General features: G+C 32.1%; 10 protein-coding genes. 6 read left to right on the top strand and 4 right to left on the bottom strand.

Annotation, left to right across the window (positions count from 1 at the left end; all coding sequences use genetic code 11):
- Positions 1-552 precede the first annotated feature (552 nt).
- From EB819_RS07670 to EB819_RS07660, 3 genes are read left to right on the top strand one after another with little or no spacing between them, the layout of a single operon-like run.
- Positions 553-3,525, top strand: coding sequence for a SusC/RagA family TonB-linked outer membrane protein (locus EB819_RS07670; RefSeq protein WP_069798775.1), 2,973 nt, complete (start codon positions 553-555; stop codon positions 3,523-3,525).
- A gap of 10 nt (positions 3,526-3,535) precedes the next feature.
- Positions 3,536-4,909, top strand: coding sequence for a RagB/SusD family nutrient uptake outer membrane protein (locus EB819_RS07665; RefSeq protein ID WP_069798773.1), 1,374 nt, complete (start codon positions 3,536-3,538; stop codon positions 4,907-4,909).
- Entirely contained in the window at positions 4,896-7,403 is a 2,508-nt protein-coding gene (locus EB819_RS07660) for an alpha/beta hydrolase family protein (protein WP_069798771.1), read from the top strand. Before EB819_RS07665 ends, EB819_RS07660 begins: the two co-directional genes overlap by 14 nt.
- 19 nt (positions 7,404-7,422) lie before the next feature.
- Here the strand turns inward: EB819_RS07660 and EB819_RS07655 are convergent, their stop codons facing one another.
- The 3 genes from EB819_RS07655 to EB819_RS07645 form a co-directional block, all read right to left on the bottom strand.
- Positions 7,423-7,689, bottom strand: coding sequence for a DUF6520 family protein (locus tag EB819_RS07655; protein ID WP_069798769.1), 267 nt, complete (start codon positions 7,687-7,689; stop codon positions 7,423-7,425).
- Between the two features lie 24 nt (positions 7,690-7,713).
- Positions 7,714-9,228: a DoxX family protein gene (locus EB819_RS07650; RefSeq protein ID WP_069798767.1), complete on the bottom strand. Its 1,515-nt coding sequence runs from the start codon at positions 9,226-9,228 to the stop codon at positions 7,714-7,716.
- Positions 9,229-9,466: 238 nt separating this feature from the next.
- Positions 9,467-9,703 (bottom strand): hypothetical protein, encoded by a 237-nt coding sequence (locus EB819_RS07645; protein ID WP_069798765.1) that lies wholly within the window; start codon positions 9,701-9,703, stop codon positions 9,467-9,469.
- A gap of 257 nt (positions 9,704-9,960) precedes the next feature.
- On the opposite strand from EB819_RS07645, the gene EB819_RS07640 reads away from it, so the two are divergent.
- Positions 9,961-11,721 carry a helix-turn-helix domain-containing protein gene (locus EB819_RS07640; RefSeq protein ID WP_069798764.1) on the top strand — a complete coding sequence of 587 codons (1,761 nt, stop codon included), beginning with the start codon at positions 9,961-9,963 and terminating at the stop codon, positions 11,719-11,721.
- Positions 11,722-11,787: 66 nt separating this feature from the next.
- Positions 11,788-12,636, top strand: a complete 849-nt coding sequence (locus tag EB819_RS07635; protein WP_069798761.1) for an RteC domain-containing protein — start codon at positions 11,788-11,790, stop codon at positions 12,634-12,636.
- A 126-nt stretch (positions 12,637-12,762) separates the two neighbouring features.
- Here the strand turns inward: EB819_RS07635 and EB819_RS07630 are convergent, their stop codons facing one another.
- Complete coding sequence (locus tag EB819_RS07630; RefSeq protein ID WP_069797575.1) at positions 12,763-13,641, bottom strand: IS982 family transposase; 879 nt, start codon at positions 13,639-13,641, stop codon at positions 12,763-12,765.
- Positions 13,642-13,766: 125 nt separating this feature from the next.
- On the opposite strand from EB819_RS07630, the gene EB819_RS07625 reads away from it, so the two are divergent.
- Positions 13,767-14,045 (top strand): helix-turn-helix domain-containing protein, encoded by a 279-nt coding sequence (locus tag EB819_RS07625; RefSeq protein ID WP_069797070.1) that lies wholly within the window; start codon positions 13,767-13,769, stop codon positions 14,043-14,045.
- Positions 14,046-14,047: the final 2 nt, after the last annotated feature.

Below are 14,047 nucleotides of genomic sequence, written 5' to 3'. Positions count from 1 at the left end.
GATTTAAAAAAAATAATTATATTTGTAAAAATTACATTGTATGTGTAATTTTGCGATACTTCAACAAAATATTAGAAGCTATTGCTTAGAATCTCGATTCGAAAACTGGTAATTTTTAGTACACGAGAGGATAAGTAAAAAGCTCACGACCTAGGCGTGGGCTCTCTTATCTGTGTACAGGCTTACCAGGGCCCCGAATCGGATAATGTAGAGTCTCATGCCGTTTTCTTTTTATGCCGTCCGCATCATCTACATTTTTCTAAGCTGCTTTTCAAAATACAGTATCAGAGAGACGGATACAATGGCAGCGCATCCATTGCGGCTTTTTAGCTTTCACGGGACATTTCATCATTCATATTAAATCCAGACCACTTTGCAGAGGGAGGTTATCCTTTGGTATTCTTCCTCTCATAGAGGTCAACTAAAACCTAAAAACCAAGAAACAGACAATCCAAAAAACTCAAAAACTCAAATAAAAAGCCCTTCCTGCAAAGTTTGGCGACTAGCGTTAGGAAGAGCAGATAAGTTTAATGTTTAAACCTTAACAAAATTATGAAAAATAATCTAATGTTTCTAGGCTATCTTCCGATAAGCTTAGGGCTAACCATGCTTGTTTCTAGCTATGCCTACGGACAACAAAGAACCGTCACGGGTACCGTGACAAGCAATCAAAAGCCCATTGCGGGAGTATGGGTTTCCCAAGAAGGAAGAGACATTGTTACCCAGACCAATGCTTCTGGCAACTACCAACTCACCATTTTCGGTGAAAATGCAATCCTCATTTTTAGACACCCACTTTATGCCGAAACTCGGGTAAATGTGGGCAACCAAAATGCAATAAATGCAAGTTTAGAAAAAGAAAAGCAAATAGATGAAGTCGTTTTAAATGCAGGTTATTACAAAGTAAAAGAACGCGAAAGTACAGGGAGCATAGCAAAAGTAACTGCCAAAGAAATCGAAAACCAACCTATAAACAATGTGCTTTCAGCAGTTCAGGGAAGAATGCCAGGAGTCAACATTGTTCAAAACAGCGGTGCCCCAGGTGGTGGTTTTGAGATTCAGATAAGAGGAAGAAATAGTTTAAGACGTGCAGGCAATAATCCACTATACATAGTAGATGGTGTGCCCATGATTTCAGAAAGCCCTTCTAATTTGTCAGGTACCATACTACCCAGTTCCTCAATTAACCCGCTTAATACCATTAATCCCAATGAGATTGAAAGCATAGAAGTCTTGAAAGATGCAGATGCCACTGCTATATATGGTTCAAGAGGCTCCAATGGTGTGGTGCTGATTACAACGAAGAAAGCTCTTGCAGGAAAACTGAGTGTACAGCTCAATCAGTCTTATGATATAAGCGAACTTGCTTCTGAAATGAAAATGATGAATACTGAACAGTATTTGTCCATGAGAAAACAGGCGTTTATCAATAGTGGAATCACTGCCTATCCCGCAAATGCTTATGACATCAATGGAACTTGGAATCAATCAAGATATACAGATTGGCAAAAAGAAATTTTGGGTCACAAAGCAGAACGGTCAAATACCCAATTCACTGTAGGGGGAGGGACGGAGAGAACCAAATTTATGGTGAACATAGGGAATAGTGAGGAATCAACCGTTTATGGAAATGATTTTAAATACAGGAATTTCAATTTATCAAATACGGTGTCCCATCAATCGAGTGATAAACGTTTTGAAATGAGCATGTATAATTTATTTGCCAAACAAAAGAATAAGCAGATGAATAGTGATATCGCTCGTTCTGCACATTGGTTAGCTCCTAATGCTCCAGCCCTATATACTTCAGAGGGAGTCTTAAACTGGGAAAATAATACGTTTACCAATCCATTAGCAGATTATAACGCAACCTATATCAATGAAAATCTTCAGTTTATAAATAATGTCAAAGGAAGATACACCGTTTTATCAGGGCTTGATATACAACTCAATGCAGGTTTAAATCATCAGCAGTTTGAAGAATGGTCATTAATTCCACACACCATCTATAATCCATCCTATGGTCTTAATGCATCCAGTTCTCAGTCCTACCAAAACATGCAGAGAAGATTTTCTTTTATTCTGGAACCACAAGTGGAATATGAGAGAACTTTCGGAAGCCATAAATTAGAAATGATAGTAGGAGCTTCGTATCAATCAAATGAAACCAAGTCTGGTTATTTAGAAGGATACGGATTTGATAACAATGCATTTATACAGAACATTGCAGTAGCACAGACCAAAGTCATCGGAGATAATTTAAAAACCGAATACAAATATGCTGCGGTCTATGGAAGGTTCAATTACAATTATCAAAACAAATATATCTTTAACCTTACGGGGCGTAGAGATGGCAGTAGTAGATTTGGACCAAAAAATAAATTTGCCAACTTTGGTGCAGTCGGTATGGCTTGGATTTTTTCAAAAGAAAATTTCTTGCAAGATAGCTCATGGCTAAGTTTTGGTAAACTCAGAGCCAGCTATGGAAGTTCAGGAAGTGATAATATTGGAGATTATCAATACTTAAATAATTTTTCTACTTCACTTTATTTCTATAATGGTACTGTAGGATTAACCTCAAGCCGACTGTTCAATCCTAATTTTAGTTGGGAAAAAACAGTAAAACTGGAAGCAGCAATAGAATTAGGATTTTTGCAAGACAAAATCAATTTTACAGGAGCCTTTTACCGCAATACATCATCAGACCAGTTAGTAGGCTACCAATTATCCACCGTCACAGGATTTTCATCCGTAACAGCTAATCTCCCCGCAACGGTAGAAAATAAAGGATGGGAGTTTCAATTAGCAACAAGACCACTTTCAGGGACATTAAAATGGAATTCAGATTTTAATATAAGTTTTCCCACCAATAAATTATTGTCCTTTGAGGGAATCGAAGGCTCTTCCTATGCCAATACATATAACATAGGTCATTCAATATACGCGATAAAGCTATATCATTTAGAAGGAATCAATCCGCAGACTGGGCTCTATCAGTTCACAGATTATAACAATGATGGGAAAATAAACGCGCCTAATGATAATAAAATTATAGAAGATATAGGAGTAAAGTATTTTGGGGGTTGGCATAATAAATTTCAATATAATAATTGGGAATTAGCTTTCCTTTTACAATTTGTAAAACAGAAAAATAGGAATTATAATTATTTAATGCCCATTCCAGGAGGAATGAATAATCAACCCGTAGAAGTGCTGAATGTATGGTCTGCTGATAATCCTGCAGGAATGTATATGCCTTATCTGGCAACAAATAATGCAGCACAGGTATTGTTTCAGAATAGTGATGCAGCAGTAAGCGATGCTTCCTATGTGAGACTGAAAAACCTTCAGTTTTCCTATAAAATACCGATACGTTCAGAGGTATTTAAAACGATACAAATCTATTTTCAAGGACAGAATCTACTGACGTATACCAAATATTTTGGTATAGATCCTGAATTTAATATTGCTGGATTTCTGCCTCCTTTAAGAACGTATTCTTTAGGCTTATCAATAAAATTTTAAAACCTTAACAATGAAAACAAGTCCATTTTATAAATTATTCCTGTGTTTCATAGGATTCAGCATGATTCAGAATTGTGAAAAAATGATAGAAGTAGAAGAACCTTCTAATCAGATTTCTTCACAAAAAGTGTTCGAGGATGTACAAACTGCTGATGCAGCGCTGGCAGCCCTCTACGGAATGTTATGGGACAATTCACCTGTTGCTGGAGACCAAACAGGGAAGTTAATGGGAGCATATACTGATGATTTAGATTATTTTGTTGCATCCTCTTCTACAGGGCTTCCAGACATATACCAAAATACACAGGAAGAAACCAACCCTCAGATAAACACTTATTGGGCTAAATCGTATCAGTGTATATTAACTGCCAATACAATTCTGGAAGGCATTAGAGATACTCAAACATTGCCACAGAAAGATAAAAATAGAATTAAAGGTGAAGCGCTTTTAGTAAGGTCATTGGTATGTTTCTATTTGCAGCAAATATTTGGAGACATCCCATTCCCAAGCAGTACAGATTATAAAATAAATCAGTCAATAGGAAAGACTTCAGGCAATCAAGTGCTTACACTCTTAGAAAACGATGTCATAGAAGCCATAAGTTTGTTGTCAGATGATTACAGAAACACAGAAAGAATTTTCTTAAACCGAAAAGCAGGTCAATTGCTGTTGGCTAAAATTTACATGACCCAGCATCAGTGGATAAAAGCAGAACCTGTTTTGAAAGACATTGTTACAAGTCCATTGTACATTTATGAAAATGACCTTTCCAAAGTATTTAATAAGAATGGCAAACACATCATTTGGCAACTTAAACCTAAGAATAGCGGGAATGCAACGAAAGAAGCTTCTGCCTATTATTTCAATAATACTGCTCCCACATCATACGCATTGTCTACTAGTTTAATCAATGTCTTTATCACTTCAGATTTGCGCAAACAAAACTGGATGGCAAAAGTACAGGTAGGACAGAATGTGTGGTATAGAGCAGACAAGTATAAAAATAGAACATCTAATACCACAGAATATTCCATTGTCTTTAGGATAGAAGAAGCGTATTTGCTTTTAGCTGAAACCTATGCTCAACAAGACAAAACAGCATTGGCGTTGCCTTATCTTAATGCCTCAAGACTTAGAGCAGGTTTATCAGCGATTCAATTACCCATTTCAAAAAATGATGTACTGAATGAGATTTTATTGGAATCGCGAAAAGAGTTTTTTACAGAAATGGGGCATCGTTTCCTGGATATGAAACGCTATGGTATATTGAATACTCTTCAAACGGTGAAGCCTAATTGGAAAACCTATCATGCGTTATGGCCAATCCCTCAAAAAGAACTTTTGTTAAACCCGAATTTAAATCCACAAAATGAGGGCTATTAATAGAAAGGCTTTATCCATCATTTTTGCTCTATTCATTACCTCGTTATGGTCTGCTACTCCTAAACCCTCGGACTCATTGTCAAAATGGTTACAGAAATTCTATACAGTAGGGAATATAGAGCTTTCAGAAAATGGAAAATGGGCAACCTTTAAAAAATGGCATGCTCAAAATAATGATACCATTATGGTGGTAGACGTGCAGGCCAAAAATTCAACTTTAGGTTTTCTAATCAAGCAACCATTTATAGAATTTACACCAAACAACCATTTACTGTCCACGGGCAATAATAAAGCAGTTTGGTGGGATTTAATCAATAACCATAAATGGGAAATTGAAAAGGTTTCTAAGGCTTTTACGCTAGGTTCCGGAGATAGATTTTGCACAATAAGCAGAGAAGAAAAGGCAGTAATTTATGATAAAAAGGGAAGTGTGGTAAAGTCTTTTGATGGGGTAAAAGGATGGGTTAAACAAAAAGATGGGATAGGGTATATAATCCACAAAGTAGAGGAAACATGGAATATAGAACAGTTAACATCAACCCAATCGAAAACGGTTTTTTCTTCAAAATATGAAATTAAAAATATTGAAGTTTTAGTGAAGACAAATAAATTTCTGGCAATCACCATTTTGGATAAAATGGCTAACAAAATCATTTTGCAGATACTCAATATTCCATCAGGTAAAATAGTCTATTCCAAAGAAAACGATTTTAAGAAATTCTCTTCTGTGAAAGTAAAGGCTTTAGATAATCTGTCAACCGTCGTAATTGATTTTCAAGGAACAATACCTCTAGAGAATAGTCCATGGTTAGATATTTGGTACGGAAACGATAGAGACATGGAATCCAGACAATATGGCAAGCAGATTCATGATTACTCAGTCTGGAATGCAAATACGGGTGCAGAAGTTCAAATAGACAATCAGAAGTTTTCTGAGGTAATACCCTTTAATAATTCAAATGAGGTGATGGTTTTTAATGCATTGGAAGAAAATGACTATATATTACACAGACCTTTACTGAATATATATTTGTACAATGTTTCAGATAGGTCATATAAATTGATATTTCGAAGAGTCTCGAAAATCGTCACAGATGGCTTAGGCAAATATATCATTGCGTTTGATTTTGACAAAAGAAATTGGTTATTATATGACTGCCAAAATAATATTCTTAAAGAAATAAAAAAACAAGATTTACAAAATCCAGTATTTAGTGCAGATGGTACTTCTATATTATTGGAGAGTTCATTAGGGCTTATGAACTATGAAATAAAAAATGAAAATTTAAGAAATGTAATGAAGGAGAAAGAATACAAGACTACGGTTGTAAACCCTGAAGTGGTAGATTTAAATAATCATTTTGATATTAAAATCAGAAAAATTAATCTTAAAACACCTCTCTTACTAAAACTATGGGATGAAAAAAATAATACAACTTCATATAGACTTTATAAGGATAAGGATGAAGACATTAATGTTATCCCTTTTACCAAAGAAAGAATAAAAGAATTGAAGTTCGATAAAAAGTTAGAAAATTTTTTGTTCATTAAAGAAAATTATAACATTCCACCTCAAGTTGAAACGTATAATACCATCACGAAAAAGAATAAAATAGGGTATAAGGTGAAATTGAATGACAAATCAACATCGCTATTGAAACAAGAAGTCTTAACGTATAAAAATACTTTAGGTAAAGAACTTAAAGCGGTTTTGTATTACCCTATTAATTATGACTCAACAAAAAAATATCCTATGATTGTTCATATTTATCAAATACAGAGCCACACTTCAAACCGTTACCAAATGCCAAAAATAGATGACCCATTAGGTTTTAATATTCGTTTGCTGCAACAAAAGGGATATTTTGTATTACTTCCAGACATTATACATGATAACAGAGGAACGGGTTGGTCAGCATTAGATGGCGTGCATAGTGCGCTAGACTTTTTAGAAAAATTTAAAGGAATTGATAAGAAAAGAATAGGGTTGACGGGGCATTCGCATGGAGGATATGAAACCAACTTCATAGCAACTCATTCTAATCGTTTTGCAGCGTATATAAGTGGAGCAGGACATAGTGATATTGTTAGAGCTTACTTTTCGTATTCCTATAAATTTAACATACCTTTTTATTGGCAGTTTGAAAACCAACAATACGAAATGTTTAAACCGTTTGCGGAGGATAAAATGTTATATCTTAATAATAATCCAATCATGCATGTAGAAAAAGTAAACGCACCTATTTTACTTTGGACGGGTCAGAAAGATGAAACGGTACATTGGGGACATACCATAGAGTTTTACATCGGTTTAAAAAGAAACAAGAAAAAGGTAATTGCATTACTATACAAAGAAAAAGAGCATGATGTAGGCATAGGAACAGTAGAAAGTTTTGACTTAAATAAAAGATCAATGGAATGGTGGGATTATTTTCTAAAAGATAAAAAAGATATAGATTGGATAAACCAAGAAATGAATAAGGACGCTTTTTAGCGTCCTTACTTTTGTTGATTTATTGAATTTCATTTAAAGTAGCACCACACATGGTACCACCCACTTTACGCAATGGAGTAACTCCATCTACTGCCCATACACAAGTTGGCCCATCTTCATCAGTACATTGTTTGCCTGTGTTTTCACATCTGAATTGTCCATTTCCTTCGTCTATACGAAGATAACCGTCAAAAATAGCTTTTGCGTTATTATTGCTTACTTTAGTAGCAAAAGCAGCTCCTGTTCCTAATAGGATTACAGCAGCGGGAATGATAAATCTTTTCATGGCTAAAAAAATTTAAATTTATACCTACTCTAAAGACAGGTTTTCGGCTTCCCCTGATACAAAGTACTTTGTTATTGATCTTGTAAGTTGATATTTTATAAGTTGATGATTCATAATAACATACAAATAGTGCTCAGTAACCATAAAATCTGATACTGAAAAATTTTCTTTCTTTGGGATATAAAAACTTCCTATATATCTCTTTTCATTAGTTTTATAGACGTCAATTACAGATGAATTTTTCCATTCTTGTCTTGATTCGTGTTTTCCAATGAGGTTAGAATGAACAAATAATAGATTTTTAAAAGCAAAAGCATTTCGGTTTACTTTTGTGGGAGGAGCACTCATTTTATGAAATCCTGTAGATAGTTTTTGAGTTTTAATTTGTGCTGTTCTATAGGTATCAATCGTATTAAATTGATGTAAAACATCCATGGATTTATCCATGACAATAAATTGATTTCTGTAATAATAGAGATAAATGAGCCTTTTTGTACTTTCGTCAAAAAGTAAAATTCCATCACAGTCAAAGAATCCATCAACTTGTTTTTGTAAAATATGTGGATATAAATGAGGTTCTTTTGAATCATTGATATTGAGATTACCCAATACCAATTCTTTATTTTTAGAATTCAACGTTCTTATGGCAAAGTTTGGATATTCTACAATAGTTATTTGTGAAAAGTATGCTTTGTCTAAACTAATAGTTTTCGCAAATAATTTTTTAAGATCTCCTCTTAATATAATCGGAACTCTACCATCATAGACATAAAAATTTGGATATTTTATCTGTAATCTTAAGCTTTTATATTGGGTTTTATAATCGTCCAATCGTATAATTAAGTTTTCTGAAGCTAAAAAATCAGGCGTAATTTTTAATAATTGTAAGGGATATTCTCGATTTCCAAGATATATCTCAGATTGATGATGTCCAGCAAAATAATAACTGTTATTTTTCAGTGTTATTGATTGTTTTTCATCAATTGGGTTTATAATCATTCTTCTGGTGAAATTATTCTCCTTTTTAATGATAAACTCTGATTGTAAGAATAAAGAATAAATAGTTATACTTGATAAAACTATGGTGAGCAATGTAAATAATAGAGTTCGTTTCAGTCTGATCTCTTTAGATTTTTCAATGATAAAAATGGATAACAGTAAGATAAGAACACAGATAAGGTTAAAAATAAGATGTTCATGCCATCCTAATTTTTCTAAAATTCCACCACATGAACAAGGCACGAAATCACTAAAATTAAGAATGAGATAAATGTAAATAGAAAATCCCATCATTAAGAATAATGAGCTGTATAATCCCAGTAACCTAATTCTAGGAATACATAATAACATTGCTATTATGAATTCAATGAAAATAACGGAATAAGAAATAAAACCAGCAAAAGCACTTAATAACGGGGATTGAGCCAATTGAATCTGAAAGTTTTCAAAATCTAATAACTTACTTACAGCTGCATAAGTAAAAAGCAACACATGGAAGTAGATGCTAAAGAGTACAAAATATTGATATTCTTTTTTCATGGGTCATTTAATTAGGGTTACTGTAATTTGATTTTTAGACTTTCTCAATAAGTTTCCAAACAACTTTTTTACCGCAATAGTCTGGCATTTTACTCTTCTTAGAAATGACAATGGTTGTTTTGAAAAAGCCCATGCTCTCCCAAAGTCCACTCTCAGGACATGGAGAGCCTGTTTTGCAAATGAACAAGGGTGGAGCTGGGCTAATCTTCATTTTGTTTTTTTCTTATTTGTTTTTCTCCTAATTACTTTTTCTCCAGTCTTGACGGTCTTTTACTGGAGGATCTTTCTTTTCTTCCGAAGGTTCTAAAGACTGGGTATTGATACTGTCATTTTCGATAGTATTTGATATCTCATTCCTATTATTAGACTTCATAGTGGGTTTGTAATTCTCTTTTTCTGTTTCTTCGGTATTTCTACAACCTATTAAGACAATACTTAACAGAAATGTGGGGATAAGGTTAAAATGCTTTTTCATGATTTTTTTAATTTTAAGGTTATCCCGGCCAGGTTTTTCTTGATGAATTCACTCCAAAAATAGAAGAAGTTTGAGCCTTCAAAAAAGTCATCTACGTCTCAATTCATGAATTGAGACGTCCTAATTCATGAATTAGGACATGTTAATGTTGATTAAAATGGCTTTATTAATGCAGTTTTAGCATTGTTTTAGAAGAAATTTTATGGACAACGTGTTAATTTGATGAATTTTGAGACTTTTTGTGTAATTTTAGTCGAATGAAGAGCGTTAAGTCGATTAATAAACCAAATGTGATATTTCTATTTTTACTTATTTGGATAAGTAACCTTTCTTTTTATGGACAAAACTCTGAGAATTCTTCTTTTGAATCGCTAAGATTAGTCTATGATAAGTATGAGAAAAATGATAATAAAGCACTTCCTTTTGTCCAAAAACTAATAAGCAAAGCCAAAAAAGAAAATAATTTATCAGAATTAGTACATGGCTATCAAGATGCAGTGTACTTTGAAAAGAATAAATTTTTAAAATTGAAATATGCCGATAGTACTATTGTGGCAGCGATTAAATCCAAAGACAATAATCTCATTACTTCTGCTTATTTAGGGAAAGGGATCATCTATTATTCTAACTTTAGAAAATATACACCTGCTCTTAATGAGTACCTAAAAGCTTTTACCTATGTGAAAAATTCGGAGAATAAATATCTTCATTATAAAGTGATTTATCATTTGGGCGTGGTAAAAAGCTACTTAGGCTATTATGATGAAGCACTGATTCACTTTAAGGATTGTATTCATTTCTTTGAAGCTCAATTGAAGTCTGATTTGCACCCAAATGAAGTATTCAATTATAAGAAAGGATATTTAAATAGTATTCACCAAGCCAATGTAATCTATAGAAGTTTGAAACTTCATAAAAAATCAGATAGTTTGATTGCATTAGGTTTAAAACAATCGATAAATCAAAAAGATTTTATTTTAGAGTACAATTACTTTCTCAAATCAAAGGGAGTATCACTTTTTTATAATCATCAATATAAAGAAGCATTACCTTACTTCAGTGAATCTCTGAATGGTCTAAAAAAAGCAGATGACTTTGTTTGGGTATCGGTAAATTATTTCTTTCAAGGAAAGTCTTTGCTTTATCTTAATAAAAAGGAGTTGGCAATTAAAAAGTTTGAAAAAATTGATTCTATTTTTAATAAACACCAGTTTATTTTACCAGAACTTAGAAATAATTATGAAATTTTAATCAATATTTATAAGAAGGAAAATAATGTGGATAAACAGGTGTATTACATGAAACAACTGTTAAAAGCAGATAGTGTTATAAGTAAAGATTTTGTTTATCTGGCTCCTAAAATTCATAAAGAATATGATGCAAAAAGCCTTTATGAAAGTAAAACAGAATTAGAAGAAAGAATACATATCCGTAATCTATTAGTAATGATTTTTATTGTTATTTCTTTAGCTTTCTTAGCATTATATGTCATTAGATACAGAAGAGAAATTCACATACAAACTCAATATAAATCATTAGAAAAGAAATATCTTGAAGCTTTAAATAATCTAGAAACATCTTCTACATCCGAGAAAGAAACAATATTACCAAAGACTAGTGAATTAGAAAATCAAAGAAAACTAGGGTTAAGTAAAGAAATTGAATTAGAGATTTTAAAAAAATTGGAAGCATTTGAAAATAGTAAAGGATTTACTAAAAAAGGGATTAATCTCAATTTATTAGCTTCAAAGTTTGAAACAAATGCATACTATCTCTCTTGGGTGATCAATGAAAACAAGAAAATGAATTTTAATAGATATTTGATTGAACTAAGGATTAACTATATAACCAATTTACTTTTTTCAGATAAAAAATACCTTAATTATACGGTGGATGCTCTAGCTGAAGAATGTGGCATTGCATCTCGTCAAAACTTTTCTGCTTTATTCTATGAAATGAACGGGATACGTCCTAAAGACTTTATAAATCAAAGGAAACAAGAATTAGAAAATTCTTAGCGATAAAACGCTTCATATGGTTTTTAATTCATTTTAATTTTACTTCGTATTTTGCTCAAAAAAATCATGGAGACAAAATTACTACTAAAAAAAATCGAAAAATTATCTAATGAATTGGATTCAGTTCTCTCTAAAATTGAAATGCAAGTGCCTGATGCCATACTACGATGTGAACATGCATTAATGGAAATTGATGAAATAATTAGGCAAGTAAAAGCAATGATTACTGAACACCTATTTGAAGATATGGCGCAGGAAATTTACTTTTTCAAAGAAATGAAACCAAAACTCATTGCCAAATTCATATATTACTCTAAAATATTAGACTTAGAATCTACCAAACCAACAGCAAATCAAAAAACGATAAAAAAACATTACGAAACCGCTTTAATGGATATGAAATATTTTTATGGTCAGAATCTTGAATTTTATAATTACTATAGAAGAAAAGCGACATATCTTGACCATAAATATTTTGTTAGACATCAGTATGACTTAAAAGCTAAGTTCCAAACCAATCTTCATAATTTTGATGAAAACTTTACCACAGCGAATGATGATTTGGTAGCAAGGATTATCGCTAATGACTTATTAGAAAAGTATATTTTATTTGAAATCGAAAATATTGGAACCAACAAAGAAAAAAATTGTGACTGTACAAGTAAACTAGAGTGGTCATCGCCAAAAGTTAATCTAATTGAATTAATTTATGCGCTACATCAGGCAAAGTATTTTAATAATGGCAATATTGAACTGAACGAAATCATTAGACATTCAGAAAAATTTCTAAATATCGATTTGTCTAGTTTTTATAAAACGTTAGGAGAAATAAAAGGAAGAAAAATAAACAGAACTAAATTTTTGCACTTTCTAAATAATTCTTTAGATGCTTATTTTATCGAAAAAGATGCTTGATAGAGACGGAAAACCTTATGTTTTTTGAATCTTCAATGTTTACAGTTTGAGTGATGCTAAAAATAATCTTTCGGTACTACCGAAAAGGTAATGAATACAATAAACTAAAATGAACCTATTGTGCATTTAGCACAAATTAATTTTTAATTTGTTCAAACTTCTCTTAAATACGAAGAAATTTAGGTATTGAATCATCGTAAAAGAAGTTATTTTCGATACTATTCTTGTTGCTAAACCTTGAAATGTTTTTGCAAAGTTGGTGTTGATTGTGAACTGTCCGCACAATTGCGAGATATTGGTCTCAATACGTTTTCTGATTTTAGATTTTGTTCTTGAAAACTCCACAAAATTATGCTGGTTCTTGCGCATTGGGACTGAAAGATTTATCCTAGAATAGTTGAATAAATCCATTTGAATTTCTTTGCTGATATATCCTCTATCTCCTATTAACAGGCAATTCTGAAAATTTTCTTTAATGTCATTAAGGTAATTAACATCATGAACGTTTGCAGGTGAAAAATCGAAAGAATGAAAGATTCCATTCTTGTCGCAAACTGCATGAAGTTTATAACCAAAATATCTTGACTTCTGTGCAGCACAATATCCAAAAGAAGGTTTAATTTCATCTGTTGCGCAGATTGCCGAGCGATTTGCTCTACTAATTTTGCATATTTCAATTGGCGTTGAATCTACAATAAATACATCGGTAAAATCCGAAAAATTGTTGCTTAAAGTTTCTCTGATCTTTTCAATGTAAGGTAAAAGTTTTCTCTTTCTTTTATTATAGACACTTCTTTCAATTTTTCCGTCCAAATCGGTTCCTGAAATACATCTAAACAGCTGTAATTCAGAGTTAATTGACATGTATTCCGCAGTAACATTAAGTGCCACAAGTTCCAAATCAGACATTTTTGGAAGCCTAATTTGCTTGGTTGTAGTTATATGTTTACAAGTATTTGTCAATTCTTTTAAAATAATATTGTAATTTTGAATGAGATTGTTCATATATTTAATGACTTGGTAATCAACTAAATATACGATTTTTTAATCAAATGGACAATCTTTTTCTTTCTTAATTCCTAAATGCACAACAGGTAAATGATTAAAATTTGTCAAAAACAAATCAAATCATGACAGTATCCTTAATTACAAAAGAAGATTTAGAACAATTCAAACTAGAATTAATTGAAGAAATTAAAGGCATTTTCAATGTCAAAACATCAGAACAGAAGCTATGGTTAAAGTCTTCTGAAGTGAAATCTATTCTTAAAATTTCAACAGGTACATTACAAAATTTGAGAATGAATCAGACTTTACGTTTTTCTAAAGTTGGAGGTACCCTTTATTACAATTATGAAGACATAGAAAAACTTTTGGAAAGCAGAAATGTCAATCAAATAAAATCTTAAAA

It is taken from the genome of Cloacibacterium normanense (assembly GCF_003860565.1).
GTDB lineage: Bacteria > Bacteroidota > Bacteroidia > Flavobacteriales > Weeksellaceae > Cloacibacterium > Cloacibacterium normanense.
Note: the sequence above shows the minus strand (reverse complement) of the source record. Positions and strands in the feature narration are given on the sequence as shown.

Excerpts from the sequence above, each read along its gene's own strand:
- EB819_RS07670 (WP_069798775.1), top strand. The coding sequence starts at position 553 with ATGAAAAATAATCTAATGTTTCTAGGCTATCTTCCGATAAGCTTAGGG.
- EB819_RS07635 (WP_069798761.1), top strand. The coding sequence starts at position 11,788 with ATGGAGACAAAATTACTACTAAAAAAAATCGAAAAATTATCTAATGAA.
- EB819_RS07630 (WP_069797575.1), bottom strand. The coding sequence starts at position 13,641 with ATGAACAATCTCATTCAAAATTACAATATTATTTTAAAAGAATTGACA.
- EB819_RS07655 (WP_069798769.1), bottom strand. The coding sequence starts at position 7,689 with ATGAAAAGATTTATCATTCCCGCTGCTGTAATCCTATTAGGAACAGGA.
- EB819_RS07640 (WP_069798764.1), top strand. The coding sequence starts at position 9,961 with ATGAAGAGCGTTAAGTCGATTAATAAACCAAATGTGATATTTCTATTT.
- EB819_RS07645 (WP_069798765.1), bottom strand. The coding sequence starts at position 9,703 with ATGAAAAAGCATTTTAACCTTATCCCCACATTTCTGTTAAGTATTGTC.
- EB819_RS07665 (WP_069798773.1), top strand. The coding sequence starts at position 3,536 with ATGAAAACAAGTCCATTTTATAAATTATTCCTGTGTTTCATAGGATTC.
- EB819_RS07625 (WP_069797070.1), top strand. The coding sequence starts at position 13,767 with ATGACAGTATCCTTAATTACAAAAGAAGATTTAGAACAATTCAAACTA.
- EB819_RS07650 (WP_069798767.1), bottom strand. The coding sequence starts at position 9,228 with ATGAAAAAAGAATATCAATATTTTGTACTCTTTAGCATCTACTTCCAT.
- EB819_RS07660 (WP_069798771.1), top strand. The coding sequence starts at position 4,896 with ATGAGGGCTATTAATAGAAAGGCTTTATCCATCATTTTTGCTCTATTC.